The organism is Alteromonas sp. P256 (assembly GCF_036864455.1).
In the GTDB taxonomy this organism is placed as follows: domain Bacteria; phylum Pseudomonadota; class Gammaproteobacteria; order Enterobacterales; family Alteromonadaceae; genus Alteromonas.
This window is the reverse complement of record NZ_JAZETM010000011.1, coordinates 109495-134804: the sequence shown is the minus strand read 5'-3', so window position 1 is coordinate 134804 and position 25310 is coordinate 109495. Positions and strand designations below refer to the sequence as shown.

Genomic DNA, 25310 nt, shown 5'->3' with positions numbered 1-25310 from the left:
CATTGTTAAAGAACGTGGTTGCTAGTGCAACCTCACCGTAAGCCGTTGCTTTTGATGATTCACCTCTCTCGAAGTGGAAGCGCATTTTACATCGTTTGTTTTTGATGTCAACCTTGTTTTTAAACTTTTTAATTGTTTTTAAACTTGGTTTTGCGTTTCAGTTTTAAGTTGCTTGAAGCCCCCTCAAAACGTGGAGCGCATTATAAATAGCTGAACTAAAAGATCAACACTTAAATGGTGTTTTTTTGCTGTTTAATGAATTTTCTAGCTTAACCGTTCATTTCTCCATCATTTCTGTTAGTTTTATGCGTCTTTAGACTAGTTTTTTCACATTTTATTGTTCAATTTGTTACAAATGAGTAAACTAGCAACAGCCTTCAACCCAAAAAAACAATAGAAAGGTAGTTATATGAAAGTAGGCTTTATTCAGTGCACTATTATTAGTGCCATTTTTGCAATCGCAGGTTATTTATTATTTTCTTCAGCGAGTATGGACGTTCACGTTCCATTGACTGTCTCTGCTGCACTTCTGATCAGCGGGATAGTTACGCCTTGGCTAGCTTCACTTATCCAAAGCTCACCTTCTTCAGATGGCGATGCTATCAGTTCAGATGCTGTTGAAACACTTTACGTCGGTAACTTGCCGTATCGTGCAAATGAAAGCGCAGTAAAAGAATATTTTAGTAGCTATGCGGAAGTTCAATCGGTTCGCCTAATGAAAGATCGCAAAACAGGTAAACGGAAAGGTTACGGCTTTATAGAAGTAGTAGCGAAAGATGTAGACTCTGTTATTGAAAAAACCAACGACTCCACTTTCCAAGAACGCACCTTAAAAGTGCGACCGGCGAAAGAGAAAGTCGAACACGCTTAAATAAAAAAGCCTGGTTTGAACCAGGCTTTTTTTTATCTGTTAGTTTTTACCTACCAGTGTTTAGCTATGACTTAGAAGAAGGCTCATTACTATCCGTATTGATATCTGCCTGTGGCAATCCATCTAACAATGTCTGATTAAATGTGTGAAATCTATTTATCGCACTAATCAGGTCTGGCACCTGAACGTCTTCCATATTACTAATGAGCCCTGCTATTAATGCGTTGTAATCTTCATTAGACGCTAAGGTACTTTCGGCATTCTCAAACGTATTCATCATCTTTTCTAAATACTGAGATACTGGGCTTACTACATTACCATACTGGCTACGCTCATCCTTATCTTCGTTATAATGCTGTATGTTTTCATAAGCTTTTAATACGTCAGTTTGAGTAGACCTATTTAGCTGCAGTGCATAACCCACTAGTTCTTTATCGTCGAAGCCTAAACTCAGTGCCTCTTCAAAGGCCTTGTCAACGTCACCTTTATAGAACGTATCTGCCAGGTCTTGAACTTGGCCCACCAAATCAGCAATAGACTTCATTTCAGCTTCATCTAATTCTCCCTTCAGGGAAAAACTAATTCCACTTCGTTCATAATATTCAAACGCCGTCGTTTGCTGTGCAGACACATTAGTTGTAGCGCCATCACCAGACCCATCACTGATTGATTGGGTTTGAAACGACGTTTGTTGACTAGCTTGGAATGACTGCAAGCTTTCAAAGCTAAAGGTGACTTCATCGCCGTCTTTTGTACGTATAGACAATTGTCCTGACTGCTCATTAGATACCGACGCAGCGGCAAGTGTTGATACTCGCGCTACATTGCCGTCCTCCACACCTTGTCGATTGAATATATCGGTTTCTAAATCGTCTATACCCGTATCGATAAGTTCGCGACTTTTACTAATACCGTTTTCAAGCTCTTCGTTCATGAAGCCTGCTAGGTCTTTTTCTGCCATTGCAAAGCCTCTGCTCACGCCTTCTCTTGCTTGGCTAAACAGACCGTTAAGCTTTTCATCACTCGCACCACCATCAGCAGCACCGCGAATAACACCGCCCACAAAGCGCATTACATTCTTAGCCACTTTTTCGAAATCGAATAGGCTATTGTTCTTTTCTTCTACTTTCTTATCAGCCAGCTCTTTTGGCTTCTGTCCATCAATCTCAAGAGTTTGACTAAGACTACCGCTGACTACCCGCAAACCAATACTCGTTTGCGTGCTATTTACGGAAACTGTTGATGCCTGCTGCTTAGCTAATTCAGCAGCCTGTTGCAATCCATCTTGCTGAAGCTGCTTTTTCAGTGCCTCATTAGGATGAACTGCTGTCTTTTGATCGGCCTTCTGATCGCCCATAAAAGCCTTAATTTGACCCACGTTCATAATTTGATCCTCACTATCCTCATATAGTTTATCGGCACTAACTCAATATTGTTTAATTTTAATACAGAATATTTTACTACGCTTAATATTTAGGTTTGCACATATTATAGAAGCCTCTACAATTCGCGTCCTTGTGAGAAGTGACATCTGTAACGACTTCTCTTGTAGATGTTAGCCCATAGCTTTTGATGGAGAACAATTGATGGAAAATAAGACGTCAGATACCAACCTATTGCAGTACCAATTACAACTCGACGAAAAAGTAGCTCGTCTTGGGTCGCTGCTTTCTGCATTTGATGCACCATCATTGTCAGTATTTCCCTCATCACCTACGCATTACAGAATGCGAGCCGAATTTAGGGTTTGGCACGACGGTGACGATCTTTTCCATATTATGTTTGATCAGCAAACAAAAGAAAAATACCGCGTAGATACGTTTGAACCTGCCTGTGAGGCAATAAATAAAGCCATGGCGGCACTTTTAGACATAGTACGCCCGAGTGAATCACTGCGTAGAAAACTGTTTCAAATCGATTACCTGTCTGCACTATCAGGAGAATTAGTCATAAGTTTGCTGTACCACAGACAGCTAGACAGCGAGTGGGAACGCGAGGCAAACGCACTTAGAGATACCTTATCTAGACTCTTTCCTGCAGTCAGTATTATTGGTAGAGCCCGCAAACAAAAGATTATTGTTGGGAATGACTTTGTAATCGAAAAGCTGCCCATTAATAACCGCGAATTTGTGTTTAAGCATATTGAGAATAGTTTTACTCAACCCAATGCCAAAGTGAATTGCGATATGATTGAATGGGCACTGGACTGCGTTAAGCCGCTTACCGGCGATCTGCTGGAAATGTACTGTGGTGCAGGTAACTTTTCAATTCCTCTGGCCATCCACTTCGATAATGTGATTGGTACCGAGATAGCGAAGCCTTCGGTAAACGCCGCCCAATACAATATTGAGCAAAACCATTTAGACAATGTAAAAATAGTACGATTAGCGGCAGAAGAATTTACTCAAGCCATGCGAGGCGAGCGTACTTTTAGTCGTTTGGAAAGTATTGAACTTAGCGATTATAACTTCACTACCGTGTTAGTCGATCCGCCTCGTGCAGGGCTAGACGAGGATTCATTAAAAATGATCCAAGATTACGACAATATTATTTATATATCCTGTAACCCTGAGACCTTAGCCGATAATTTGCAGTTATTGTGCACCACTCATACCGTGGCTAAAACGGCGCTATTCGACCAATTCCCATTTACCCATCACATTGAAGCCGGCGTGTTGCTAACGAGAAAGTAATGGGTTGAAGATAAGGTATTGATAGAGACTGCGCTGTTAATGCCTTATCTTTTTATCGTTGCTCCGAGTTGAACAAATCGCAATTGCGTTTTCACTTTCTCCCCTATTTCGCCGCGCAGCTTATCATCAGCCTCAAGGGCTTCTGCTCCTGCGCTGAAAACAAGTCTCACCATCGCGTCGGCTTGTATATGCGCCGATGCATACTCAACACCTTGCTTTTCAATAATGTAATCGGTTAACTCGTCAATAAAATGCTGAATCTCTCTGAATACGGCCAGTCGATACGCTGACGACGTACCCGTATGCTCTCGCAATAACAATCGAAACACATTGGTGTTTGCCGCAATAAACTCCATAAAGGTTTCAACGGATGTGTGAATAACACCACCGCCAGAGGCAATTCGTCGCCTGGCCTGTCGCATTAATTGCCTTAGCGCTAAACCCGCCTCGTCAACCAACGTTAAACCAAGTTCGTCCATATCTTTGAAGTGTCGATAAAAGGAAGTAGGTGCAATACCCGCCTCTCGCGCCACTTCTCGAAGACTAATCGCTGATAAGCTTCTGTTTTCATCAAGCAAAGAAAATGCTGCATGAATAATATTTTGACGGGTTTTTAATTTTTGCTCTTGTCGGCTCACGTTAATACCACTTCTTCATTACTTGCTAGATTATCCCATTGTCTGCTTAAAGACGAAACATAACTTTGCACAGCATTTTACATTAACGTCAGTGTTTTAGCACAAATACAAAACGCTAACGTAATAATAGTGTCCTAACATTGTCATCAAGTTTAAGAATAATTGAACTGGCCTATAATAATTAAAGTTTAGCTAGGTTAGCAGAACTTAACCTAGTTTTACTTGCCTGAGAATGCATAAAACGATAAATTAGCGAACAGTTGTAAGCCAAGTAGTCAAAAATGAAAAAACCTCCTCTTATATTAACGAACGTACTGGTATTTATTATATCCGGTGCGATTGCATTCATTGGTGCCCCACTATGGGTGGCGCATCGCGGAATAGACTGGGTCGAAATAAGCGCAGCTATCTTCTTATTTTACTTTACCGGTATGTCGATCACTGCAGGTTATCATCGCCTGTGGTCACATAAAACATACGATGCGAACGTCGTAGTACGCGTAATTTTAGCGATTGGCGGTGCAATGGCGCTGCAAAACAGCATATTACATTGGTCTTCAGATCACCGAGTCCATCATCGTCATGTAGACGACAATGACAACGACCCGTACTCAGCAAAGAAAGGTTTGTGGTTTGCTCATATTGGCTGGATGCTTCGCGAGTACCAATCTAATCGTTACGACGATTATGGCAACTGCAAAGACTTGCAGAAAGACAAAGTAGTAATGTGGCAACATAACTATTACCTACCCATAGTATTAGTGGCTAATTTCGGAATAACTGGCCTGTTGGGTTGGTTGAACGGTGATGTAATGGGCATGATCCTTATCGCTGGCGTACTTCGACTGGTACTTGTTCACCACGTTACGTTCTTCATCAATTCACTTGCTCATTTCTGGGGCGACCAGCCTTATACCGATAAGAACACAGCAAGAGATAATGGTTTGCTGGCATTTTTCACTTTTGGTGAGGGGTATCACAATTATCACCATATCTTTGAATATGACTATCGCAACGGCATTCGTTGGTATCAATTCGATCCGACAAAATGGCTGATTCGCGGGCTGTCGTTTGTTGGTTTAACCACAAACCTACGAAAGGTTCCTGAAGAGCGCATAGAAAAGGCGCTGGCGGCAATGCAGCTTCAACGAGCAAGCGAAAAAGTGTCGATGCTTCCAAATGCCGATGAAATGATGAATACCATTCAACAGGAGTACGATTTACTTATGCAACGCATGAGCGATTATTACTCTACGAAAAAGCGCATCATGCGAGTGAAGCAGAAATCTTTTCAACGCACACTCGAAGGTTTAGAGCTTACGTATAAATACAAAGAATTGAAGCATTCATTTGCAGTTCAAAAAGAGAAGTGGCTGCAGCTTCAAACGCTCTCTTTGCAAATGGCTTAACCACCTCTATATTACAACTGAAATGAAAAACCACATGTAATTCGTTGCATGTGGTTTTTTTTATGTGCTATTTACTACTAGAGTTATTTGTATAGGTAGTAGTAAGGTGTGAGTGAGATACAATGAAAGCAGCTCATACAATCCTTACGCGTTCACACTTAAACAGGAAGACAACATGGCAGCAAAGCAAAAAACTCCATCGTATCATTACGACGCAATAGTTATTGGCACAGGCCCTGGCGGAGAAGGGGTTGCAATGCAGCTAGCGAAAGCCGGTAAAAAAGTGGCGGTTGTTGAGCGTTATGAGGCAGTTGGAGGCGGGTGTACACATTGGGGAACTATCCCATCAAAGGCGCTTCGCCATTCGGTAAGTCGTTTAATTGAATATAACAGTTCGCCCCTCTTTGCTGACAATCATTTAAGCAGAAGCTTAACGTTTTCAGAAATAATGAAACATGCTAGCGGCGTAGTTGACAGCCAGACCCGATTAAGGTCGTCATTCTATGACAGAAATCGCGTTACCTTATTTCACGGCGAAGCCAGCTTTATCGATGCACATACGCTTCAGATAACCCGCGAAGACGGGTCGAAAGACATTGTTACGGCTGGACAATTTGCACTAGCAACGGGTTCTCGCCCCTACACCCCTAAAGATATCGATTTCAATCACCCACGGGTGTACAACTCAGACACCATTTTATCACTTAAGCACGATCCTAAATCTATAATCATTTACGGTGCAGGTGTTATTGGTTCGGAGTACGCGAGTATTTTTCGCGGTCTGGGTGTGAAAGTAGACTTAGTTAATATGCGCGATCGCCTGCTATCGTTTCTCGATACAGAAATATCAGATGCGCTGAGCTATCACTTATGGAATAACGGTGTACTTATACGTCATAACGAAACCTATGCGTCGGTAGAGACAACAGACGATTCCGTCATTCTTAATTTAGAGTCTGGTAAACGGATGAGGGCAGACTGTTTGCTGTTTGCAAACGGAAGAACGGGTAATACTGATACTTTAAAGCTTGAGAATATCGGCTTAAAAGGTGACAGCAGGGGCCAGCTCAAAGTGAATGAAAATTACCAGACCGACGTGGATAATGTTTATGCTGTTGGAGATGTGATTGGATATCCTAGTTTAGCGTCTGCCGCTTATAACCAAGGCCGTTTTGCAGCTGAAGCAATGCTAGCTGGTAAAACTCACGCCTCTTTGGTGGCCGATATTCCATCAGGTATCTACACTATTCCCGAAATTAGTTCAGTTGGGAAAACTGAGCAAGAGCTTACTGCAGCGAAAGTGCCCTATGAAGTGGGGAGAGCTCAATTTAAGCACCTAGCGCGAGCTCAGATTGCATCTACCCAAACCGGTAGCTTGAAAATACTGTTCCATCGTGAAACTAAAGAGATACTGGGAATTCATTGTTTTGGTGAGCGTGCGTCTGAGATTGTGCATATCGGCCAGGCAATTATGCAGCAGAAGGGCGAAGGCAACACGATTGATTACTTTGTGAATACCACCTTTAACTACCCCACAATGGCAGAAGCTTACAGGGTTGCGGCTATCAATGGTTTAAACAGAATATTTTAGACAAAAAAAAGCCGGCAAATGCCGGCTTCTCTTATTAACACTTCATTTTAATTTCTGTTTGCTGCAAGCGCATTTAGCGACTCTTTGTGTGCAACAATGTCAATGTGCATTTTTTCTTGATCGAATGTCATAGTGGCAATCGCATAATCGCCTTGGCTTTCGCTCGCGATATTAACAAGTTCTTGTTGAGCATTACGGAAACTAATGTTGTTGCCAATTGTGTTGGCCATACATTGGTTATTCATTTCGAACGTTTTAGCGTCCATACAATCGAAAAGCTGGTCACTACCAGAGTCCGCATGCGCTATGCCAAATGAAGCTAAAAGGGCTAAACTGAATACTACTTTACGCATGTCTTTTCTCCTTAAGTACATTATTGTACTGTTAGTATAAGAATACGCTATTTATGGGAAGTAGTCAATCTGCATCATAGCTTTGTGACATTAATATGACAAAGTGAAAAATTTGGAGAAAAAGTTGGCTGAATTTGCACACTTAGTACACCGAGCCAAAACGTGTTCACTTTGTGCCAGTGAACTATCTCATCCGCCACGCCCAATCTTATCTTTAGCGGAACGCACAAAGGTGCTTATTATTAGTCAAGCGCCAGGGTTAACGGCTCACAAAAACTATATCCCTTTTATTGACCCTAGCGGTACGCGCCTGCGACAGTGGTTGGGCGTGGATAAAGAAACGTTTTACAAACCAGAACTGTTTTCCATTATGCCTATGGGCTTCTGTTTTCCAGGTTATAAGAATGGCGCAGATGCGCCACCTATGAAAATATGTGCTCCAACCTGGCATGAGTCTCTGCTTAATTTCGTACAACCCGAACTCACCATTTTAATAGGACGTTACGCGCAGCAGTACTACTTACCACAATATAAAACGCTAACCGAAGCCATTAAAACAAAGCACGACAACGTTATAGCGCTGCCTCACCCATCTGGACGGAACAATCGCTGGCTGGCGAAGAACCCCTGGTTTGAAACTCAAACAGTACCCACTTTACAAAAAACTGTCGCTGATTTAATTGCCTAGGGCGTGTTGATCGTTGTAAGAGTTTCAGACTTTAAGTTTCGTCTCTAGGTAGTCTTGTGTTTTTTAGTAACTCAACTAACTGGTCAAACGGCATTGGCTTGGCAAAGAAAAAGCCTTGGGCTTCATCGCAGCCAAGTTTAATCATATAGATTGCTTGCTCTCGAGTTTCGACACCCTCTGCAATGGTCAACAACCCTAGCTTGTTCCCAAGAGTCACTATAGTTTCGGCAAGCACCGCAGCGGAGCCTGGTTGGATATCTTTTACAAAAGAACGATCGACTTTCAGTCGGTCTAAGGGAAGCTGCTGCAGGTAACTCATTGAAGAGAAACCGGTACCAAAATCGTCGATTGCAATCTTTACATCGTAGTCTTTTAAAACGCGCAGTGCATCAATGACAATTTGTGGCTCATCCATAACTACGCTTTCGGTGATCTCTAACTCGAGTAAACTTGGATCGCAGTTAGCATCGGTCAGCGCATTTTTTACTTTATCAACAAAAAATCTGTCTCTAAATTGCGGGATAGAGATGTTTACCGCCACCCGCAGATGTCCGTGACCGAGTTCTCGTAGCTGTTGAAGTCGTCGACATGACTCTTCTAAAACCCACTCGCCAATATCAACTATAAGCCCAGAATATTCTGCTAGCGGCACAAAAACAGCGGGTGAAATATAACCACCGTTTCCATCAGGCCATCGCAGTAACCCCTCCATACCAACCACTTTGTCGGTCAGTAAATCTACCTGCGGTTGAAACCATAGCTCTAGTTTTCGGGCTGCGAAATCACTACGCAAACGTCGAATCATGTCTAGACGCCACGTTGTTTGGTCTTCAATATCTTTAGCGTAATACTCGAAATTATCGGTAAGCTTTTTCTTTGCGCGATTTAAGGCGATATTGGCTCGCTTAAGTAAATCAATGCCAATATTGCGCTCATTATCAACTTTGCACAGGCCTACTTTTACCTTAATTGGCAACACATGCTCATCAACCACAAAAGACGAATCGAACATTGCATTGATTACTTCAGGGCAAACGTCACTTTCGGGGCCGATTATTCCAAAGACATCGGCCGCAAGCCTACTGTGTCGAGTAGTAGAGGGCAACGAAGACTGAATTCTTCCGGCGATTGCTCGAAGCAGATCATTACCGACTTCCTGCCCTAACCCATCATTTACATCGGAAAAATGATTAACATCCACAAGCGCGACGCAACAATTTTTGCTAGCAATATTTCCTGGGTTATCCAGCATGTTGATAAATTGGTTACGATTAGGAAGACGGGTTAACCAATCTCTGAAAGCAGCGTTGCGAAGCTCATGGAACAAATTAACGTTTTCATATCCAACGGAAATACTGGATAAAAACACTTCCAGCAAATGCTTATCCAAATCGCTGATACAATGCGTTTGTCGCATATACACAGCCGCCTCAAAACCCGCACGGCTGATGTATAATACCGAACAGGATATATCAAATATATGTTGTTTTAATCTTAGGCAGCGATGCACATTCTCTGTAATTTCATCATTATGGATTGTGTTAACGGGCTGATTGATAAATTCAGCATATTCTCCCGCAGCTCCAAGCACATAGATATTTTCATCATCTAGGTCGAGCAACGACCCTGCTCGCGCACACAAAAGACCCTCTGACTCCAGCCCAATCAGTGAGCTAATTTGCGTTACCACACCTTCACAAAATGCTTTTACCGAGTGTTCTTCAAACAAATTGGCCGAGGAAGCAATAATTTTTTCGAGGCCAATACGACTTTGGCTAATGGTAATTATCTGTTGATAAGAGCGAATTGAGGAGATTATCGTGGTGAGCAGTTTAGACCTGGTAAGCTCTGTTTTGGTTTTGTAGTCGTTGATATCGTAAAGCTTAATCACCTGCTCTTCAGGAGCAAAGCCAGGTTGACCGGTTCTAAGAATAATACGAGGCTCGTTTAGGCCCATCTCTTCGCGGATGTACTTAACTACGTCGAAGCCTGCGTCGTCAGTCTCCATCACTACGTCGAGAAGAATAATGGCTATAGTGCTGCCATATTCATGAAGTAGCGCCTTTGCCTCTTTGGCGGAATGGGCGTGAATGAAGTTCAACTTTCGATCGTTGACTATTAAATCAGACAGCGCAAGACGAGTTACTGTGTGAATTTCTTCATCGTCATCAACAATAAGAATATTCCAGTCTTTCCCAAGCTGTAGCTCAATGTCTGTCGCATCGTCATCTAAAAAGATAAGTTCGTCGTTTTCGTAATCCGTTGCCGACATAACCGCTTAATTCCTCAACTTAAATAAAACATAACTGCGCAAAGCTGTATCGTGCTTAACGATTACATTGATAAAACCGATGTGCAATGCAATAGTGACATCCTGTTACTCATTGTTACAAATGAAATTGCCACAACTGTTATGAAAATTAACCCACAGCATCTAACCCAAGAGATAAAAAAAACACCCCCACCTCTGCGTAGTAAAGAGGAGACCGTTAATCCAGCGGCTCACACTAAGGAATCTACAAATAAAAATGCAGAAATTGAGGCGAGCAGGCAGCGTATGCTGTCTTGGTTCTCTAGAGTAGGTATTACCCCGTCGGCGCTGTCTTTAGATTCGAAAAAACAAGAACATGCCCTCGAACGACGTAAAAAAATACTTCAGATACAAAAAGCGAATAATTTAAAATCTATACTCAATATAGCACTAAATGTAACAATCAACGAACAAACAAGCGACAACCTTGATCCAGATTGGTTTTTTGCATTTAGCACGTTAGCTGAAGAAATTTATAGCGCGCCAATGCAAGAACTGTGGGGGAAAATTTTTGCTGTTGAAGTATCCAGGCCCGGCAGCTTTTCGCTGCGAAGCTTACAAACTCTGAAATCTCTTACACATCGCGATGCCAAAGTGTTTATCAAGGCGGTTAACGTAGCGAGTAAACAAAATAATGACTCTGTGCCGCGTATCTTAGTGGGTTATCACAAGAGAAAAAGGCTGCTTTCAATTTTCAAAAAACCTGTGCCAGAACAGATTAATCTCGCAAACGTGGGATTAAACTATCCAGATTTGCTATCACTTCAAGAGATGAAACTGATTTATGCCAGTGAAATTGAAAGTGGTGAGTATAGAGAGGGACAACAGACATCATGGCGATGCGTTAACGACACCTTTACACTTACGTGTAAAACTCAAGGCGTAGCGCTGGTTTATTATAAGTTTACGCCCGTTGGTAGTGAGCTGTTTAAGCTTGTGGGGAAAAATACAAATCCGCTCTATATGCAAAATATAAAAGCGATTTTAACTGAGGTGTTTAACATTGCATGACTGCTTGCCTCACACAAGTGAGAGACATGCAGTCAGCCATGTAAATTAAATACCATCACCGAATTCGTGCAATCCGCACTCTCTTTTAAGACCAAAAAAGCGTGTATCTTGCTCTTCCATACCCTCTTGTAACGACTGTGTGGTATGCCAGTCGCCAATAGACACGTAACCTTGTTCCCAAAGCGGATGATAAGAGAGATTGTGCTCTTTAAGGTAGTAGTGCAGGTCTTTATTGCTCCAATCTATGATGGGATAGAGTTTAAACTGACCAGACACTTTCTGCAGAACAGGTAACTTCCCTCGAGAATCAGACTGACTGCGACGCAAACCAGCAAACCAAGTTCCAGCATTAAGCTCTTGCAGCGCTCTTTGCATGGGCTCAACTTTGTTAAGAGAATTGTAAGTTTCAATTCCCTCTATGCCTTGCTCCCACAGTCTGCCAAATCGAGCTTCTTGCCATGCTGATGACATATTCGCTTGATATACGTGTAGGTTAAGCTTGAGCTTAGCAACCAGTTCATCGATGAATTGGTAAGTCTCAGGAAACAAGTAGCCCGTGTCGGTTAACACAACAGGAATATCTGGCTTTGCTTGTGTCAGCATATGCAACATTACCGCAGACTGAGCACCAAAGCTTGAAGACACAATATGAGTATCAGGCAAATTATCAAAGGCCCATTCCACTCGTTGTTGTGCCGTCATCGCTTCGAGCGCCCCGTTGATATCAGCAAGCTCTTCCTTGCTGATATCTAGCGATAATACCTGCTCTTTAACCACCGTATTATTGCTCATAGAAATCACGCGCTGAATCAACTACCGGTTTTACAACGCCGGTACGAACAACAAAATCTCCAAACGCTTCGCCGTCTTCTCGATTGCTAGCCCACTGACCAAACAGCGTATCGAGCTCTGACATAATTTCTTGCTCGCTGATGTTTTCACGATACATACGAGGGATACGTGTCCCCTCTCGGTCGCCACCTAAATGCAGGTTGTACTTGCCAGGGCCTTTACCTACTAACCCGACTTCAGAAAGCATGGCACGACCACAGCCATTCGGACAGCCCGTTACGCGGAAAATCACGCTGTCATCAGCAAGCCCGTGTTTGGCTAATAGCCCCTCAAGCTCAGTAACAGCGTCAGGTAAGTAACGCTCAGCTTCTGCCATTGCTAGCGGACAGGTTGGTAGTGACACACACGCCATTGAGTCAAGACGCTGGTTAGATACCTCAGGCGCAATCAATCCGTGCTCTCGAGCCAATGCTTCTACTTTTTCCTTATCGGCTGGCGCAACGCCTGCAATAATCAGGTTTTGATTAGCTGTTAGCCTGAAATCGCCTTTATGAATCTTGGCAATTTCTGCACACCCTGTTTTTAAGGTTTTTCCTGGGTAATCTAGAATTCGGCCATTTTCGATAAATACGGTTAAGTGATAGTTACCGTCGATACCTTCCACCCAGCCAAAGCGGTCGCCACGTTCGGTAAACTCAAACGGACGACTCTCTTTAAACGTTACGTTTGCACGCTTTTCAACTTCAGCTTTAAAGTTATCTACACCAACGCGTTCAAGGGTGTATTTGGTTTTTGCATTCTTACGATTAACACGGTTACCCCAGTCGCGCTGCACAGTCACTACCGCTGCGGCAATATCGAGCGTGTTTTCTAATGGAATAAAACCAAAGTCAGTGGCTTTACGAGGATATGTACTTTTATCCCCGTGGGTCATCGCGAGACCACCACCTACTAATACGTTAAAGCCAACCAGCTTGCCGTTTTCTGCAATGGCAACAAAATTTAAATCGTTAGCGTGTACGTCAACGTCATTTTGCGGTGGAATAACCACCGTGGTTTTAAACTTACGCGGAAGATAGTTATCGCCAAGAATAGGTTCAACCGGCTTCTCTGTGGTTTCCACTTTTTCGCCATCTAACCAAATTTCAGCGTAGGCACGTGTTTTAGGAAGTAAGTGCTCGCTTATCTTTTTAGCCCACTCAAACGCTTCTAAATGCAGTTCTGACTCTACAGGGTTCGAGGTACACAATACGTTTCTGTTCACGTCACCGGCTGTCGCAATTGAATCGATGCCCGCTTTATTCAGCATTTGGTGCATCGACTTAATTTTTGGCTTAAGTACGCCGTGAAACTGAAAAGTCTGTCGTGTAGTTAACCGAATACTGCCGTACAGCGTGTGATCGGAAGCAAACTTGTCTATCGCTAGCCACTGGTCGGGCATAATTACGCCACCAGGTAACCGCGCACGCAACATCACATTTTGCAGCGGCTCAAGCTTTTGCTTAGCACGCTCTGCGCGAATATCTCTATCATCCTGCTGATACATACCGTGGAAGCGAATCAGCTGGAAGTTATCAGCCGTAAAGCCACCTGTAAGATCATCTTTCAGGTCAGTTTCTATTGTGCCGCGAAGGTTGTCACTTTCGCGCTTTAATCTTTCGTTGTCGGCTAATTTGCCCTCAACAACGAATGGAGAGTTTTCATTACTCATTAATAGACATCCTTCTGATAACGTTTCGCTTTACGCAACTCAACCACGTATGATTTTGCTTCCGCTTCTGACTTGCCACCGTGCTCTTGCACAATCTTGATCAGCGCTTCTTCAACATCTTTCGCCATGTGCATAGCATCGCCACACACATAGAAGTGAGCGCCCTGCTCTAACCATTCGAATACTTCTTTACCGTTTTCGAGTAGTCGGTGCTGAACGTAAACCTTCTCTTCTTGATCGCGTGAGAACGCTAACGTTATTTTGTCTAGCAAGCCTTCTTTTACATATCCTTGCCATTCAACTTGATACAAGAAGTCTTGAGTAAAGTGCGGGTTACCGAAAAATAACCAGTTTTTGCCTTCTGCTTCTTGTACATCTCGCTCTTGCATAAACGACCTGAACGGCGCGATACCTGTTCCAGGGCCAACCATGATGACTGGCGTATTAGGGTCGTCAGGCAAGCGGAAGTTATCGTTGTTTTCAACGAACACCTCTACTTCACCATTTTCCTCAAGGTATTCACAAAGGTAACCCGATGCGCCGCCCTGGTGACGTTCTCCAAAAGCTTCATAATCAACGTGGGCCACTGTAAGGTGAACTTCGTCTTCTACATCTGCCTGGCTGGATGCAATTGAATAGAGTCGCGGCGTAAGAGGGCGCAGTGCGTCAACAAGTTGCTGCGCTGAAATACTGCCAACATGGTCGCGAACAATATCAATAATTTGTCTGTCGGCCATGTAAGTACGAAGCTGTGCCTTGTCTTCCATCAGCGCCGCCAAACCCTCAGACCCCGTCGCAGCCTGATAAGCCTTGATAAAATTAGGATAGCTAAGTGTTAACTCAAGCTTAGAGGTAAGCGCCTCTTTTAGCGTCATGGCACTTTCTGCCACCACTACCTCTGCGTTTTCATCAAGAGAAAGCAGTGCAATAAGGTCGTTAACCAATGAAGGGGCATTTTTAAACCATACGCCAAGGGCGTCGCCTGGTTTGTAGGTAATCCCTGAGTCTTCAAGGCTAATTTCGATATGACGAATATCTTTAATCGAGTCTCTGCCAGTAATTTTTTGCGATTCGATCAGCGAAGCAGTATAGGGCGCTTTCTTTGTGTAAGTTTGCGCAGGGGCTCCTGCAACCGCGACACCAGTTTGCGCCGCAACGGCCGGAGCTGCTGAGGCTGTGAAATCTTCTTTCAACGAGTCGATAAAGCGGTTTAGCCACGCTTCTGCTTCGGCCTCGTAATCTACGTCACAATCTAAGCGGTCGATAACCGCAGTTGCACCTAATTTAGATAAACGCTCGTCGAAATCTTTGCCGGTTTGGCAGAAAAACTCGTAGCTACTATCTCCAAGGCTTACTACGCCGTACTTTGTATTCGCTAACTTTGGCGCTTTTTTGCTTGCCACGTATTCATGCAGCTCAATAGCATCGTCTGGCGCATCGCCTTCACCATGAGTACTAACGAACACGGCAACGTGAGTTTCGCTTTTGAGGTTGCGAGCTTTATAATCGGCCATGCTCACCAGCTTGCTGTTATACCCAGCGCCTTCTGCTTTCGCTTGGCATTCGTGCGCTAACGCTTTAGCGTTACCAGTTTGAGAGCCGTACAAAATAGTAAGAGTGGGAGCATCTCCCGCTGACACAGGTGCCGTTTGTAGCGACGGCGCAACTGCCCCGCCCTGCGCAGCAGCCATACCCGCAGCATAACCACTCACCCATGTGAGCTGATCACGATTTAGACCAGCAATAGCTTGCGTGATTGCATTCCACTGCTGCTCATTTACTACCGCGCCTGGCGCTGAATTTGACACTGTTGTTGAGTTAGAATCTTTTGACATAGTCTTATAGCCCTTTTTCGATGTCGCTAGGCTAACGACTTTATTCAAGAAGAGAAAAGAATAAATGAGACTTTTTTATTACTGAATGTGCTTAAAAGCATTATTGAAATAAAAAAGGCGCAATCTGCGTAGCAGAAGCGCCTTCATTAATACCTGTTACAAAGACTAGAAATGTAGCTCTAGCCCAGCAAATACGCCGTCAAACTCCATGTCGGCATAAACATCGTCTAAGTCTTCAATATCAACTGTGACATTTCTGTAACCTAGTTGCACCGTCATGTCTATGGCAATACTTTCGATAAAAGAATAGGCAACAGCCACTTGATAATCACTTAACTCATGGTCGTCAAAAGACAGGTAGCTTCCCTCTGCGTATGCAGATAAGCCAGTAAACGGCAATCCAACCTGAATTTTTGAATAAGCCATTGGCACAATGCCTGAGAAATCTGCAGACCCTTGCGTCGCACTTGCTCTATCGTTTACTAGCAATGCACCATCGATGTATTTTGCATTGATACCTAAGTCGAAACTGACCAAGTCGTTATCGAACAACTCGTAGTAAAGAATAAGATCGGTAGAGGTTAGGTCAACATCTGTAGCAACTTCGCTGTTTGCTGTATACAGCTGACCGTCGAACGTAAAGTTGGAGTCGAGGGTTGTTACACCTGAATTGTCTAGGGTTGTTTGGTTTATCTTAACATTCGGCAAAAACGGAACCGGATGTTCTAAAGCGATATATACTGACGAATTGGTTTCATCGTCGAAGCCAAAGTTTGCCGTATTGTTAGTATCGGCAAAGCCGCCTGACGTGTCGGTTTGCCATGCCTGAGCGCCTACATAAACTCCAGCGATAGTATCAGCGTGTGAAGATACAGATACTAGTGCGCATCCTAGTGCGGCGGCTAAAAGACTCTTTTTCATTCATTATCCTTGATTAAGAAGTTCAGATATTTCGATAAGTGCTGCATTGGCGCGAGAAATATAGTTAGCCATTACCAATGAATGATTAGCTAACATGCCAAAACCGCTTCCATTTAAAATCATTGGGCTAAACACTGACTGCTGTGTAGCCTCCAACTCTCGAATAATTTGCTGCATACTGACTAACGCATTTTTATCTTCCAGCACGTCATGAAACTCTATCTCGACGGCCTTTAAAAAATGCAGTAAAGCCCACGATGCACCACGTGCTTCATAAAAATTATCGTCTAACTTCCACCAGCTAGTTTTCACCACACTTTGATTTGCCACTGGTGTAGATTGGCGAGCGTTACTGTCACCCGCCAAGTCAGTATTAAGTCTAGCAGATCCAACGCTAGCACTTAACCTTTGTGAGTAACTTCCTAATCGTTTTTCTACTTGCTTTAACCACTCTCGTAAATTATCAGCGCGGGTGTAAAACTGGCTATTGCTGTTTCGCGTGCTCGCTAACTCTTCTCTGTATTGCTTAAGAAGTGCAATACCGTCGGCGTAGCTCGACTCTGATGAAGGCAGTGCCCAGCTTTTATGATCCATATTAAATTTAGGGTGTGCCTTCGTTAAATATGGGTTTTCCATTGATTGAGACTGAGAACGGCTGAAGTCTTTGCGCATGGATAGCGCCAAGTCGCGGATCATTTCCAAGGCGCCGAATTCCCAAGCCGGCATATTATCGAGCAGAACACCGGGAGGAATAACGTCGTTAGACAAGTAACCGCCTGGCTTGTCGAGCAAGGTTTCTGATACGTCAATCATTGCGGTGGTAATAGTATAACCGGCAATTTGGGTTGGATTTTCTACGGTAGAGGATGTTTTCAAGCGGTCTTTAATATCATAAGTATCAGGCGATAAGCTCCAGTACCATCCTATAAGCCAAAATATAATAACAAGTAGCACAGCGACAATCGCTATCCGTTTCGCGTTAATTGATTGTCTCATATAAACACCAACCTTCCTTTTTTACACAAAACAGCTGACCTGAGTCAGCTGTTTGAATCTTTATAATGACGAGAGAAATACTAACCCTATTAATGGGCATACTCTATATGACCACTTTTTAGTACCTGAATACAACTAAATTCGATTTATGATAACTATAACGTGTGGTACATATTATGCTCACTTTTCCGCGCGTACGCTGCAGTATTACGCTTTTTCAATGCATATAGCGCAATTGCGATAAGGATGATTGGCCAAAACGCGCTTACACCTGCCAACAACAGTGCAAATAATACCGCGCCAAGAGCGAGCACCACAGTACCCACTGCAGAAAACACCGCTATATTCTCCCAAGGACTCAGCAATTCATCTGACATCACTAAATGCATTCCTAATGCATCCTCCACCACACTGCCGAGACAATTCATCAGCACTATGGCAATAAACAATGCCAATAGAAAATTTTTCATTACGCTAATCTCGGCAGTAAAATGACTGCAGCAAAGTACGCAAGCAAAATAATTGCAGGCATGAAAACCAGGGCTGCCACTGCAGCGCCACGTACCCAGACTGCGTCAATATCAAAGTAACGCGCAACGCCTGCACACACGCCCGAAATAACACCTGAATCCAAATCTCTATAAATACGTTTTTGTGATGACAATTTCATGATTTTCTCCAACAATCTTTTATTTACTTAGCTTTTACTATTTCTTTTACTATTAGAAAGAACTTAGCGACTGCGCCTAAAACATTAGGCGCTTGTTTAACGCCTAAGCTACTTTTATTAACGCTTAAGCTACTTTGTTTCTCTTAAGTTCCGCTAACTCTTGTTCAATCGACTCATCCGCTTCTAGCGCCTGAAACTCTGCCGATAGTGATGCCGCTTCACCTGATTTAGTAAGGTCGTATGCATCAACCTGCGCCTCAAGATAATCGATACGCTGTTCGTAGTTTTCAAAGCGAGACATGGCATCATCAATTTTGTTTTCGTGATCAGCCTGCTTCACTTTTAAACGGGTTTCAGCAGAGTGCTTGCGTTGAATGAGCACTTTTTGTTTCGCTTTGGCCTCTGCCATTTTGGCATTGAGGCGAGAAGTATCATGTTGAATTTTTTCGATACTCTCAGCTAAGTGCGCTTCTTGTTCCTGCAACGAGGATAACTTAGCCACGTACTTTTGCTTTTCAACCAAGGCTGCTTTTGCAAGAGACTCTTTGTCGTTATTCATTGCAAGCTGCGCTTTACCCTGCCAGCTAGCAATTTCTTTATTCGTGTTGTCCATTTGACGCGCTAACGTTTTTTGTTGCGCGATATATCGAGCCGCGTCAGTACGCACTTCTACCAAGGTTTCTTCCATCTCTTGAATGATGAGACGAATAATTTTTTCAGGATCTTCTGCTTTGTCTAGCATTGCATTGATGTTGGCCTGAACAATATCGTTAATTCTTGAAAACATACCCATAATTATCTCTCCATAAAGATGTTGGCGAGTTATCAGCAATTAACTATCAAGATTGATACGACGCTGACTTCTCTATTTCATTTTTGAAACTGTGGTTAGACACTGTAATTAATTGGGGAACCGCTCCACTTGTAATCACACTCTCCTAACGCTTTACTCATATAGGTATTACAATAGACGTGCCAAACCTTTAATACATTGATAAATATGCCTTTTATAAAAAGACACCGTTGATTACTATTTTTAAAAATAATCATGGAACTATAATTTAGTCTTTTTCGCCATCCAGCTTGTTAATTTCGCCACACTCTTTTAAGTAATGTTCTTGCTCTGCTCGATTTAAAGTAGGCAGTAAAAAATAGATATTTTCATGTGAACTCGATTTGTGATCGAGTGTTAAATGTAGACGCTGCGTTTTGAAATAGACAACTCGCTGAGGCACAGTTTTTGGGTAACAAGGTCGGATAAAAGGGCATGGTAAAGGTATCAGTAGTTGGTATGGGTACAAGTGTTTACTGCTCCCTCAAATGCAAGCTTTTAGGCACATGAGCAAAAACGAAAAAAGCGCCAACAGGCGCTTTTAAAAATTTGTAAATTTTATCGTTGTTCGTGCTTATTCAGCATCTTTTTCATCGCTATCTTTTTCTAAAGAATCGGCGGAGTCTGACTCTTTCTTGTTCGAGGCGATGTCGGTAACGCTCACACTTCCCATATGTTGGGTATTGGTGCCGTCTAACTCAAAATGATACGACGTACTGGCCACTGATTGATAAACATCTGCAGATAGCTCGTTTGTCGTCATCGTCACTGCGGTAGTAACCATGTTTTGTAACAACGAATTGAGCACTGACTCTTGCGCGCTAGCTGCACCGCTTGCCATGCTTGCTGAAAGTAAAGTTGCTGCGATTAGTGTAGTTTTCATAATTTCCCTCGAAAGTCTTGTCAGTACAACAACACGTTGTCGTTGCGATATAAGACATATAGCGAGAGGTGTGCCAACTTCTTAAAATCAGGTTAAAGCAATGATTTGTATACTTAAAATAGAAAATAAATATTAAGCTGACTGAAAAAACATATTGAGCAAATATTAAACTTTAGTCAAAGACACTAACCTGTTAGCTTTTTTGACCACTGCTTTGACTATTTCTTTGGCTATTGTATTCGTCCAATTCTCGCTGTGCAGCTTCTACGGCACTCAACGCATTCATTAGCAAATCAGGATCAGGTGATTTTCCGGTGCCGTTTTGGCTTAAATAACGGCGCCAAATTCGGCCACCAGCTTGCCCTTGAAATAAACCGAGCATATGGCGCGCTACGTGCCACGGTTTGAAGTAGGCATCTTCTTTACGCTCAATGTGGCTCTCAATATATTGCTGCATTTTAAATACAGCCTCGCGACGTGAAATATTTATCGCATTCGCATCACCAAATATTTCAGTATCGACGTTAGCCATAATATACGGGTTTGCATACACCTCCCTGCCAATCATCACACCGTCAACACTTTCCAACTGTGTTTTGGTATCGGCTAAGGTTTTTACACCGCCATTTATGCTGATTGATAGTTCAGGATGGGTTTCTTTTATGCGATGGACTCGCGGATAATTTAACGGCGGAATTTCACGATTTTCTTTAGGGCTTAACCCCTGAAGCCATGCCTTTCTTGCATGTACAATAAAAGTATCGCAACCAGCCCCTGCCACAATATCGATAAAGCGAGCAAAATCTTCGTCCTCATCCATATCATCAATACCAATACGACACTTCACCGTTACTGGGATATCGACCTCGGCCTGCATGGCTTTTACACAATCGGCCACCACATCCGGCTGCGCCATCAAACACGCACCGAAACTGCCGTTTTTTACTCTATCACTCGGGCACCCTACATTAATATTCACTTCGTCGTACCCGCGTTCTTGAGCCAACACCGCGCATCGTGCCATGTCAGTTGGGTCGCTCCCTCCAAGCTGCAGCGCTAGAGGATGCTCCTCGGTATTAAAACCAAGGTAGTCTCCCTTTCCAAAGATAATAGCCCCCGTCGTTACCATTTCGGTATACAGCAGAGTGTGCTTTGAGAACAATCGTAAGAAATAGCGACAGTGTCTGTCTGTCCAATCCAGCATTGGAGCGACAGAGAACCTGCGGTCAAGAGTTTGAACAGTAGTATTCAATTTAAGCCCATGTTTCATATAGATAATATTTAACTTCTTGAGTAAATGCCAAGTGCGGTATTTATCCCTTTAATTCCTTATTTTCACTGTATCGGGGTCCAAAAAGAGTCTTTTTGGGGTCCAAGTTTTTAGGCAGAAAATAAGATAGCATATTATAGCATTACTAAGACAACGAGAAAAAATATCAATGCCTATAGTGTGAGAGTAAGAAACAAAGAGTCAGGGGTTATTACTTTTTCAAAATCGAAAATATTTCAAAATAAGACCGGTGCATTGAAGTGGAAAAGTACATCGAAGTATCCACGACACCGCTATCAAGCAAGTTAAAGCTGCCGACATCGAACTCAATATCTTTCGACTTGGCAACCCTCAGAGCAGCCCGTACTTGGTACATGTTGATGGGCTCAGCGCTTTGCTTGAGAAAAAACGTAAGAAAGCTATGAATTCGCACAAATAATGTGCACAAAAATTGGTCTCTGCAAGAGGGAAACGATAGTGACACTACTCTTCCATGAATGCTTAATTAAGCGTTTGAAGCAATGATTTCCTCTTACCCCAAGCTCGCCAAATTTTGGCATTTCAATGGTTCGCTCAGCGAACTCACACTTATTGATGATAGCAAGGTTTACATGAACCAAAATTAGCGCCTTCTTTTCCGCTTTTTTAAAGCGGTATGGACGCAAGATGAGAAAGATATTGCTGCATTCAAGTATATTGAAGCTGCATACATGTTTGAGGAAAAAGAGCGAAAACTCCTGCTAGAGTTTCTAGCGGCTCCCTTTCTCCCCTAAAAAATGTTGGACATGGATGTCTTCTTGTTCATTAAAAGCCAACGTTCAAAAAAAGTGAACGCTCAAGAATAATGAACAAAAATTGCAATATTGTTCATTTTTTCGTACCGTTCAATAATAGTGAACATAAGAGATAAATGAACAAATGGATAACTTACTAGCTGAAGCTGCGAAACTATTAGCCGCGAATACCAAGCTAAATGTCACTTATACGCATCACAATGCCCGAAATGCTGAGGATACGGACGGACAGCTGACGATCACTCACGGAAACCAGAAACATACTTGGTGTGTGGAAGAAAAGGAGGGGCTTACTCGCCACAGACTACACAAGCTTCAACTAGAAAAAATAGTTTTTAACAACAAAAAAACACTTATAGTCACAACCTATATCAATGAGAACATTGCCGAGCTTTGTCGGGAGTTACAAATCGATTATCTCGATATGGCAGGCAATGCGCACCTCAACATACCTCCCTTTTATATCGATATTAGAGGCAAGAAACCACCTCAAGAGCATCAAATACAACACGCGAGAAAGCTAACAGGAAAGGCGTTTCAACCTAAAGGCATGAAACTGGTCATGATGTTGTTATTGAAGCCTGAGCTTGTTAATCAGCCAATGCGGGTACTTGCGGAGCAAGCTGAAATTGCTTTAGGCACGGTAAAACAAGTTTTAGATGACCTTAAACAACTCACATTTATTCTCGAAAAAGGGAAAAAGGGACTCGTCCTCAACGAAAAAGATCTGCTTCTAACGCGATGGCTGGACGCTTATCCACACAACATGGAAGCAAAACTGGAGCAAAAGCTATATGTTCCTCAGAATATTGAGCAGCTTCGTAACGCACCGCTAGATAAGTACGGAGCACTCTGGGGCGGAGAGGTCGCCGCCGATGCCTATACTCATTACCTTACCCCCAAAACATATCACATATATGCTGATACTGAAGCACATAAAGCCCTATTAAAAACGTTCAGGCTACGCCGAATACGTGCTGAAGAGACAGACGTTAATATACTGAAAATTGTAGAGCCGCCTGTGGGAATCGATAAAATTAGGGGTGAGTTACCTGGCTATATCGCGCCATTGCTAGTCTATGCTGAACTACTCAACAGCGATGACCCTCGCAACCTTGAAACTGCCAAAAGGATCTACCATGACCACCTCGCTTGATGTATCCGAAAAACTGCCCACAGGGCTTGTCGAGGTATATAGTCAAATCCACGGTATTGCCGCAGAGCTAAGTGTTCCGTTGCTAATTGTAGGGGCTACTGCACGGGATATTATCTTGGTTCACAGCTATAACGCTGCTATCGAGCGCGGTACGAAAGATGTGGACTTTGGTATCGAAGTGCAAAATTGGGAGCATTACGAAGTGTTACGAACTGCACTGATAGAAGCGGGATTTACACCGCACTCGAAGAAGGCACATCAACTAAACACGACTGACAGTGACGGCTTGCCCTGGGAGATCGATCTGATTCCGTTTGGTGGGGTCAGTGACGATAACGACCAGATTGCTTGGCCGCCAAAACAAGATTTTGTCATGAGCGTGCTAGGGTTCGATGAAGTTTATCAAAACGCTTGGAACGTTACCCTCATAAAGAGCCCCAAAATTAGCGTAAAAGTAGCATCTCCGGCAGGAATATTGTTACTGAAACTTATCGCTTGGACTGAACGAGGTCGCGAGTATCAGGGAAAAGACGCCATTGATATCTACTATGTAATAAAACACTACAGCAAGATTCCTGCGGTTGTAGATGCGCTTTACGAACAAGATTATATGGATACGCAGGATTACGACATTATGAATGCCACTGCAATGTTGTTGGGGGACGAAGTCACGGACATTGCGAAGGAGAAAACTATGACCTACATAACGCAGGCTTTGCTAAACAACAATAGAGTCTTAGAGCGCATGAAGGTTGATATAACAAAGTACACTGTCGCAGATTATGACGAAACCAACATACTCATCGAAATTATAAAAGATAGGCTAAATGGAGGATAAAACCATTGGTTGTTCCTGGATATAGACGTCGGTTTAGTTATCCTGAGGAACACCATGAGAATACAACAAATTAACAACAGTTATGAGCGGTGAAAAAATAAGAAGGCGCCGGAGAAAGGCCGACGCCTTTAAAGCAACTTTAGATTAAGCCTAAGTGGCCCGCGTGAAACTCAAGGTGATCTTCAATGAAGGACGCAATAAAGAAATAACTGTGGTCGTACCCTTCATGCATATTGAGCGTAAGCTGTGTGTCAGATTGCTGAGCACCGTGCACTAAGGCTTGAGGTTTAAGCTGCTCCTGCATGAACTCATCGCTTGTCCCTTGCTCTACTAGCAATGGAATACTGTGGGTCTTACTTGCTAGCAACAAAGCTGAGTCGTATGCTTTCCACTGCTCGGTATCCTCACCAAGATAATGGCTAAATGCTTTTTTACCCCATTCGCACTCAGTAGGATTTGCCACAGGGCTAAATGCAGATACCGACACAAATCGATTAGGGTTTCGCATACCTATAACCAAGGCGCCATGTCCGCCCATTGAATGACCGCTAAGTGCGCGCTCCTTCGTTACCGGAAAATTGTTCTCAACCAGCGCTGGAAGCTCATCGGTAATGTAAGAATACATGTTGTAGTGTTTATTCCAAGGCGCTTGTGTGGCGTCGAGATAGAAGCCAGCTCCTAGTCCAAAATCGTAGGAACCATTTTCATCGTCGGGAACGCCGTCCCCGCGGGGAGAGGTATCTGGCGCGACAATTGCCATACCAAGCTCACTCGCCAATTTCATAGCGCCCGCTTTTTGCATGAAGTTTTGATCAGTACACGTTAGCCCCGATAGCCAATACAGCACCGGCACTGGCTTTTCTTTACTGGCGAATGGCGGTAAAAATATGGCGAACGTCATTTCGCAATTCGTTGACTCTGACGGATGACTATAACGAAGGTGGGTGCCTCCAAATGCTCTGTTTTCGCTGATAAGCTTCATTACCGCTCCTTTATTCATGATTTTTGTACCTTTATCGACGAATCAGTAAAGGCTCTATCGGATTT

Annotated in this window: 24 protein-coding genes; 9 read left to right on the top strand and 15 right to left on the bottom strand. The window is 43.2% G+C overall.

Going from position 1 to position 25310, the window contains the following annotated elements:
- Positions 1-409: 409 nt before the first annotated feature.
- Positions 410-871 (top strand): RNA recognition motif domain-containing protein, encoded by a 462-nt coding sequence (locus V7R39_RS15545; protein WP_334031806.1) that lies wholly within the window; start codon positions 410-412, stop codon positions 869-871.
- A gap of 64 nt (positions 872-935) precedes the next feature.
- Here V7R39_RS15545 and V7R39_RS15540 read toward each other — a convergent pair whose 3' ends face one another.
- Positions 936-2255, bottom strand: a complete 1320-nt coding sequence (locus tag V7R39_RS15540) for a DUF5610 domain-containing protein (protein WP_334031805.1) — start codon at positions 2253-2255, stop codon at positions 936-938.
- Between the two features lie 202 nt (positions 2256-2457).
- On the opposite strand from V7R39_RS15540, the gene trmA reads away from it, so the two are divergent.
- Entirely contained in the window at positions 2458-3564 is a 1107-nt protein-coding gene (gene trmA / locus V7R39_RS15535; RefSeq protein ID WP_334031804.1) for a tRNA (uridine(54)-C5)-methyltransferase TrmA, read from the top strand.
- A gap of 44 nt (positions 3565-3608) precedes the next feature.
- On the opposite strand, the gene fabR is transcribed toward trmA, so the two are convergent.
- Positions 3609-4202 carry an HTH-type transcriptional repressor FabR gene (gene fabR, locus V7R39_RS15530; protein ID WP_032095582.1) on the bottom strand — a complete coding sequence of 198 codons (594 nt, stop codon included), beginning with the start codon at positions 4200-4202 and terminating at the stop codon, positions 3609-3611.
- A 281-nt stretch (positions 4203-4483) separates the two neighbouring features.
- On the opposite strand from fabR, the gene V7R39_RS15525 reads away from it, so the two are divergent.
- Together V7R39_RS15525 and sthA are read left to right on the top strand one after the other, a co-directional pair.
- Positions 4484-5611, top strand: a complete 1128-nt coding sequence (locus V7R39_RS15525; RefSeq protein WP_334031803.1) for an acyl-CoA desaturase — start codon at positions 4484-4486, stop codon at positions 5609-5611.
- Between the two features lie 175 nt (positions 5612-5786).
- Positions 5787-7202, top strand: a complete 1416-nt coding sequence (sthA, locus tag V7R39_RS15520) for a Si-specific NAD(P)(+) transhydrogenase (protein WP_334031802.1) — start codon at positions 5787-5789, stop codon at positions 7200-7202.
- A gap of 47 nt (positions 7203-7249) precedes the next feature.
- Here the strand turns inward: sthA and V7R39_RS15515 are convergent, their stop codons facing one another.
- On the bottom strand, positions 7250-7555 hold the full coding sequence (locus tag V7R39_RS15515; protein ID WP_032095579.1) for a hypothetical protein: 306 nt from the start codon (positions 7553-7555) through the stop codon (positions 7250-7252).
- Positions 7556-7667: 112 nt separating this feature from the next.
- On the opposite strand from V7R39_RS15515, the gene V7R39_RS15510 reads away from it, so the two are divergent.
- Entirely contained in the window at positions 7668-8243 is a 576-nt protein-coding gene (locus V7R39_RS15510) for a uracil-DNA glycosylase family protein (protein WP_438823552.1), read from the top strand.
- A 31-nt stretch (positions 8244-8274) separates the two neighbouring features.
- On the opposite strand, the gene V7R39_RS15505 is transcribed toward V7R39_RS15510, so the two are convergent.
- Entirely contained in the window at positions 8275-10515 is a 2241-nt protein-coding gene (locus V7R39_RS15505; RefSeq protein ID WP_334031800.1) for a bifunctional diguanylate cyclase/phosphodiesterase, read from the bottom strand.
- A 51-nt stretch (positions 10516-10566) separates the two neighbouring features.
- Here V7R39_RS15505 and V7R39_RS15500 point away from each other — a divergent pair, with 51 nt between their 5' ends.
- A complete protein-coding gene (locus V7R39_RS15500; RefSeq protein ID WP_334031799.1) occupies positions 10567-11565 on the top strand; it encodes a TIGR03899 family protein in 999 nt (332 codons plus the stop codon).
- A 45-nt stretch (positions 11566-11610) separates the two neighbouring features.
- Here the strand turns inward: V7R39_RS15500 and V7R39_RS15495 are convergent, their stop codons facing one another.
- From V7R39_RS15495 to dusA, 10 genes are all read right to left on the bottom strand, one after another.
- Positions 11611-12357, bottom strand: a complete 747-nt coding sequence (locus tag V7R39_RS15495) for a phosphoadenylyl-sulfate reductase (protein ID WP_334031798.1) — start codon at positions 12355-12357, stop codon at positions 11611-11613.
- Positions 12347-14068, bottom strand: coding sequence for an assimilatory sulfite reductase (NADPH) hemoprotein subunit (gene cysI / locus V7R39_RS15490; RefSeq protein ID WP_334031797.1), 1722 nt, complete (start codon positions 14066-14068; stop codon positions 12347-12349). Before cysI ends, V7R39_RS15495 begins: the two co-directional genes overlap by 11 nt.
- The gene (locus V7R39_RS15485; RefSeq protein ID WP_334031796.1) at positions 14068-15903 is read right to left on the bottom strand and encodes an assimilatory sulfite reductase (NADPH) flavoprotein subunit; all 1836 of its coding nucleotides are present in this window, start codon (positions 15901-15903) and stop codon (positions 14068-14070) included. Before V7R39_RS15485 ends, cysI begins: the two co-directional genes overlap by 1 nt.
- 165 nt (positions 15904-16068) lie before the next feature.
- The gene (locus V7R39_RS15480) at positions 16069-16824 is read right to left on the bottom strand and encodes a TIGR04219 family outer membrane beta-barrel protein (protein WP_334031795.1); all 756 of its coding nucleotides are present in this window, start codon (positions 16822-16824) and stop codon (positions 16069-16071) included.
- Between the two features lie 3 nt (positions 16825-16827).
- The gene (locus tag V7R39_RS15475) at positions 16828-17820 is read right to left on the bottom strand and encodes a DUF2333 family protein (protein ID WP_334031794.1); all 993 of its coding nucleotides are present in this window, start codon (positions 17818-17820) and stop codon (positions 16828-16830) included.
- Positions 17821-17975: 155 nt separating this feature from the next.
- On the bottom strand, positions 17976-18290 hold the full coding sequence (locus V7R39_RS15470) for a hypothetical protein (protein WP_334031793.1): 315 nt from the start codon (positions 18288-18290) through the stop codon (positions 17976-17978).
- Positions 18290-18490, bottom strand: coding sequence for a PspC domain-containing protein (locus V7R39_RS15465; RefSeq protein WP_334031791.1), 201 nt, complete (start codon positions 18488-18490; stop codon positions 18290-18292). The genes V7R39_RS15470 and V7R39_RS15465 overlap by 1 nt, the downstream gene beginning before the upstream one ends.
- Positions 18491-18614: 124 nt before the next feature.
- Positions 18615-19283, bottom strand: a complete 669-nt coding sequence (gene pspA, locus V7R39_RS15460) for a phage shock protein PspA (RefSeq protein WP_163107375.1) — start codon at positions 19281-19283, stop codon at positions 18615-18617.
- 613 nt (positions 19284-19896) lie between these two features.
- Positions 19897-20205 carry a hypothetical protein gene (locus tag V7R39_RS15455; protein WP_334031789.1) on the bottom strand — a complete coding sequence of 103 codons (309 nt, stop codon included), beginning with the start codon at positions 20203-20205 and terminating at the stop codon, positions 19897-19899.
- A gap of 193 nt (positions 20206-20398) precedes the next feature.
- Positions 20399-21409, bottom strand: a complete 1011-nt coding sequence (gene dusA, locus V7R39_RS15450; RefSeq protein ID WP_438823555.1) for a tRNA dihydrouridine(20/20a) synthase DusA — start codon at positions 21407-21409, stop codon at positions 20399-20401.
- Between the two features lie 346 nt (positions 21410-21755).
- On the opposite strand from dusA, the gene V7R39_RS17875 reads away from it, so the two are divergent.
- The 3 genes from V7R39_RS17875 (at position 21756) to V7R39_RS15440 (ending at position 24263) form a co-directional block, all read left to right on the top strand.
- Positions 21756-21914: a pyocin activator PrtN family protein gene (locus V7R39_RS17875; protein WP_438823554.1), complete on the top strand. Its 159-nt coding sequence runs from the start codon at positions 21756-21758 to the stop codon at positions 21912-21914.
- A 479-nt stretch (positions 21915-22393) separates the two neighbouring features.
- Entirely contained in the window at positions 22394-23425 is a 1032-nt protein-coding gene (locus V7R39_RS15445; RefSeq protein ID WP_334031786.1) for a type IV toxin-antitoxin system AbiEi family antitoxin, read from the top strand.
- A complete protein-coding gene (locus tag V7R39_RS15440; RefSeq protein WP_334031785.1) occupies positions 23409-24263 on the top strand; it encodes a nucleotidyl transferase AbiEii/AbiGii toxin family protein in 855 nt (284 codons plus the stop codon). Before V7R39_RS15445 ends, V7R39_RS15440 begins: the two co-directional genes overlap by 17 nt.
- 139 nt (positions 24264-24402) lie before the next feature.
- Here the strand turns inward: V7R39_RS15440 and fghA are convergent, their stop codons facing one another.
- Positions 24403-25245 carry an S-formylglutathione hydrolase gene (gene fghA / locus V7R39_RS15435; RefSeq protein ID WP_334031811.1) on the bottom strand — a complete coding sequence of 281 codons (843 nt, stop codon included), beginning with the start codon at positions 25243-25245 and terminating at the stop codon, positions 24403-24405.
- Positions 25246-25310: the final 65 nt, after the last annotated feature.